Source organism: Herbaspirillum sp. UBA812, from assembly GCF_002296545.1.
Taxonomy (GTDB): domain Bacteria; phylum Pseudomonadota; class Gammaproteobacteria; order Burkholderiales; family Burkholderiaceae_D; genus Herbaspirillum; species Herbaspirillum huttiense.
In genome coordinates this window covers 1-4,344 of record NZ_DBIC01000016.1, presented here as the reverse complement: position 1 = coordinate 4,344, position 4,344 = coordinate 1, and the positions used below count along the sequence as shown (strand labels likewise).

Genomic DNA, 4,344 nt, shown 5'->3' with positions numbered 1-4,344 from the left:
GCGGCCGTGCCTACCGGCCCAACGAGCCCGTGATCCTGACCCAGGAAGCGGTACAGGAACTGGCCGAACTCAACCGCCTGCTGCGTGAGGAGCGGGCGCTGAAAAAGAAAAGCCAGCCCGACAGCTGAGCGCGCCTTGCGCCAATTGCGCCAATTGCATCAGTTGAATATTCCCTTCGCGCGCCGTCCTGCGGGAAGGGCGCGCGTAGGTGCTCGGCGCAATTTCATGTAGGAAAACAGGAAGACTGCGCAGATGCCTGTGCCATGCGGTGTTGCGGCCGGTGGATGTTTTTCCGCGGGCTGAGAGCGGCCCCGGAAGCGGCACCGGCTTCCCGTATAATCATCGGCGGCACGCAGCAGGCGCGCCGGGTGCTTGCGCCCGTCTTCACGGGCCTGCTCCAAGCGGATGCGAACAACAATGAAGGGACCCGCGGGAGCATGACGGCGCAAGCCTCGTCTTTCGCGAGACCGACCTCGGTGCTCAAAGCTAGGCTTAAAGGTAAGTTTCACGACATGGCAGACATTTCTTGGTTGCGCGGCACAGGCCTGGCCGCGCAGATCGTCACGGCAACCGACTGGACCACAAGTCCCCTGGGTGCGCCGGCGCAATGGTCGCCGACCCTGCGCACCTCTCTCAACATCGCACTGCATTCCCCCCTGCCGAGTCTGCTGGTCTGGGGCACAGCACGCCAGATGCTCTACAACGATGCCTTCGCCGCCTGTATCGGTACGGCCCATCCGGCGGCCTTCGGTGCGCGCCTGAGCGAGTCCGCGCTGTGGCGGGGTGCCGCGCGCATCTGCGAAGCGGCAATCGGTGCGGCCTTCAAGGGCCAGCAACAGCAACTGGGCCGGGTATCGCTGTTTCCCGATGCCGCTGCAGCAGCGGGCACACCCGATCAATGGGACCTGACTTGCGTACCGGTGTGGGAAGACGCGGCCGATGATCAGTCCGCGCAAGTGGCCGGCGTGCTCTGCACGCTGGTGCGCTCTACCGGTCTGGATGCCGCGCTGGCGCACACCGACATGCTGCGCGACCTGATGGAGCAGTCGCCCAGTTTCAAGGCCGTGGTGCGCGGTCCGCAGCATGTGTTCGAACGCGTCAACGGGGCCTACTTCAAGCTCTTCGGTGATCGGCCGGTGTTGGGCCTGCCGGCGCGGGAAGCGCTGCCCGAGCTGCTGGACGAAAACCTCTACGAATTGCTGGACCGCGTCTACCAGACCGGGCAGACCTATACCGAACGCGGTGCGCGCCTGTTCCTGCGGCGTGCGCATGAGACCGGTTTCGAGGGGGCCGTGCTGGACTTCGTGTTCCAGCCCATCAAGGGGGGCGATGGCCAGGTGGCCGGGATCTTCATCGAGGGCAATGACGTCACCGAACGCTTCGTGGCCGAAGAGCGCCTGCGCATCGTTGACCGCGCGGGCGGGATCGGCATCTTTGAGTGGTTCCCGGTCTCCGGCAAGCTGGCGGTCTCGGATCGATTCCGCCGCTTGTGGGGTCTGCCGGCCGAAGGCGAGGTCACCTCGCAGCAACTGGTGGACATGATCGATGAAGAATTCCACCCGAACCTGGGCACCTCGCGCATCAAGGAAGGCGGTCCGCGCAATCCGCTGGAATATACCGAATACCACATCACCCGCCCCGACGGCGAACAGCGCTGGCTGGCGCGCAAAGGCGAGGTGGTGCAAGACGATCCGCGTGCCGGTTCGCGTTATGTAGGGGTGGTGTTCGACGTCACCTCGCGCAAGCTGATGGAGCAGGCACTGGCCGCTTCCGAAGCCAGCGTGCGGGCCAACAATGCCTTCGTGCGCCAACTGCTGGATTCCACCGACCAGGGCTTCTTCTCGATCGACCGCGAGGGCATCGTCACGCTGTGCAATGCGGCCTTCCTGAAATTGCTCGGCTATGCCGGCGAGAAGGATGTGCTGGGCCGCTCGATCCACGAGGTGATCCTGACCTCAGCCGACGATGGCAGCGGCGCGCGCGGCGAATGTGCCGTGCTCAAGGCCGCCCGTGACGGCGTGACCACGCACGTGGAGAGCGAAGATTTCCTGCGCGTCGATGGCAGCAGTTTCCCGGTGCAATACCAGGCCCATCCGGTCTGGCAGGATGGTGAGCTGCAAGGTGCGTTGTGCACCTTCATCGATCTGACCGAACGGCGGCGCGGCATGCAGGCGCTGTCGTGGAGCGAGAATCGCCTGACCGCCATCTTCAACCAGGCCTCGGTGTGCTTCTCCGAACTGGACCTGGAGGGCCACTACCTGCGCGTGAACCAGGCGCTGTGCCGCATGCTGGGCCGCACCGAGGCCGAGATACTGCAGATGACCCTGGCCGACGTCACCCATCCTGATGACGTGCCGATGAACATGACGCTGTTCAAGCGTTGCATTGCCGACGGCAGTTCCTTCACGCTGGAAAAGCGCTACCTGCGTCCTGATGGCAGCGCGTTCTGGGTCTCCAGCGACATCAGCCGCATCGTCGACGGCGAGGGCAGGCCACAGGCCATGATCGCGGTGTCTACCGACATCACCGAACGGCGTCGCGCTGAAGACGCCCTGCGTGAACTCAATGACACGCTGGAGCAGCGCGTAGTCGAGGAGATCCTCGAACGCAGCCGCGCCGAGGCGGCGCTGCGCCAGATGCAGAAGATGGAAGCCGTGGGCCAACTGACCGGTGGCGTGGCGCACGACTTCAACAACGTGCTGCAGATCATCGGCGGCAACCTGCAGTTGCTGCAGACCGATCCGCGCCTGGATGACCGCAGCCGCCAGCGCGTGCGCATCGCCATTGGCGCGGTCGACCGCGGTGCCAAGCTGTCCTCGCAGTTGCTGGCGTTTGCCCGCCGCCAGCCGCTGCAGCCGCGCAGCATCAATCTGGAACGCGTGGTGCTGAACATGGATGACCTGCTGCGCCGGGCCGTGGGTGAGAACATCGAAATCTCCACCGTCATCACGCATGATCTGTGGAATACCATGCTCGATCCCAATCAGGTCGAGAACCTCATCATCAACACCGCCATCAATTCGCGCGATGCGATGCCCAATGGCGGACGGCTCACGCTGCAGATCGACAACGTGCAACTGAGCGATCCGGCCTTCCTCTCGCAGGCCGACCTGCCGCCGGGCGATTACGTGGAACTGCAGATCTCCGACAACGGGGCCGGCATGTCGCCCGAGGTGCGCGAGCGTGCTTTCGAGCCCTTCTTCACGACCAAGCGCGAAGGTGAGGGCACGGGTCTGGGTCTGTCCATGGCCTACGGTTTCGTCAAGCAGAGCAAGGGCCACATCAGCCTGCACAGCGAAGCGGGCAAGGGCACCACGATCCGCATCTACTTCCCGCGCTGCATCGATCAGGAAGTGGTGATTGACGACAATCGCGACATGGAAGTGCGCGGCGGCGACGAAACCATCCTGGTGGTGGAAGACGATCCCAACCTGCAACTGACGGTGATCGATACCCTGTCCTCGCTGGGCTACCGTGTGCTCAAGGCGGACAATGGCGAACGCGCGCTGGCCATCCTGCAGAGCGGCATTCCAGTCGACCTGATGTTCACCGATGTGGTCATGCCCGGCAGCGTGCCGGTGACCGAACTGGCGCGCCAGGCACGGCAGTTGTTGCCGGAGATCGAGATCCTGTTCACCTCCGGCTATCCGCGCGACGCCATCGTCCATGAAGGGCGGCTGGATGCGGGCGTGGAGCTGCTGTCCAAACCGTATCGCATCAACCAGCTGGCGCAGCGCATCCGGCAGATGCTGTCGGGCCGGGCGCATCGCATCGAACTGGCACAGATGACGCGCGAGCGCGACCAGGCCAACGCCAGTGCTGACGCCAATGCCATGCTCCATGTCCTTCCGGTGGGTGGCAGCCATCGCCAGCCCGACGGCCAGGATACGCATTTCGATCAGGCAGGCAGCGCGGGCGGCGTGGTGATGGCACCGGAAGCTGAACCCATCGCAGAGTCCGCCAGCGGCCTGCGTCTGCTGGTGGTGGAAGACAACATCGACTCCCAGCAACTGGTGTGCGAATTGCTGGAAACGCTGGGCCACCAGGCGCGCGGCGTGATCAGCGCGGAGGATGCGCAGCAGGCGCTGGGCGAGCAGAGTTTCGATGTGCTCTTCACCGACGTCAATCTGCCCGGCATGTCCGGCGTGGACCTGGCCAGGAGCGCGCTGGAGCGCTTCCCGGAAATGGCGGTGATCTTCGCCTCTGGCTATGGCGCGATGGTGGCGCGCAATGTCGGCTTCGCCTCGCATGCGCTGCCCAAGCCCTACGATATCGACCAGCTGCAGGAGATACTCAAGAAGATCGCGACGGCGTGATGTGTGAAGCGTGATGTTCAGCTAGAGG

The 4,344-nt window shown here is 64.3% G+C and carries 1 protein-coding gene; it reads left to right on the top strand.

Annotation, left to right across the window (positions count from 1 at the left end; genetic code table 11):
* Window positions 1-512 precede the first annotated feature (512 nt).
* The gene (locus tag B3873_RS00895; RefSeq protein WP_286863592.1) at window positions 513-4,316 is read left to right on the top strand and encodes a PAS domain S-box protein; all 3,804 of its coding nucleotides are present in this window, start codon (window positions 513-515) and stop codon (window positions 4,314-4,316) included.
* Window positions 4,317-4,344 lie beyond the last annotated feature (28 nt).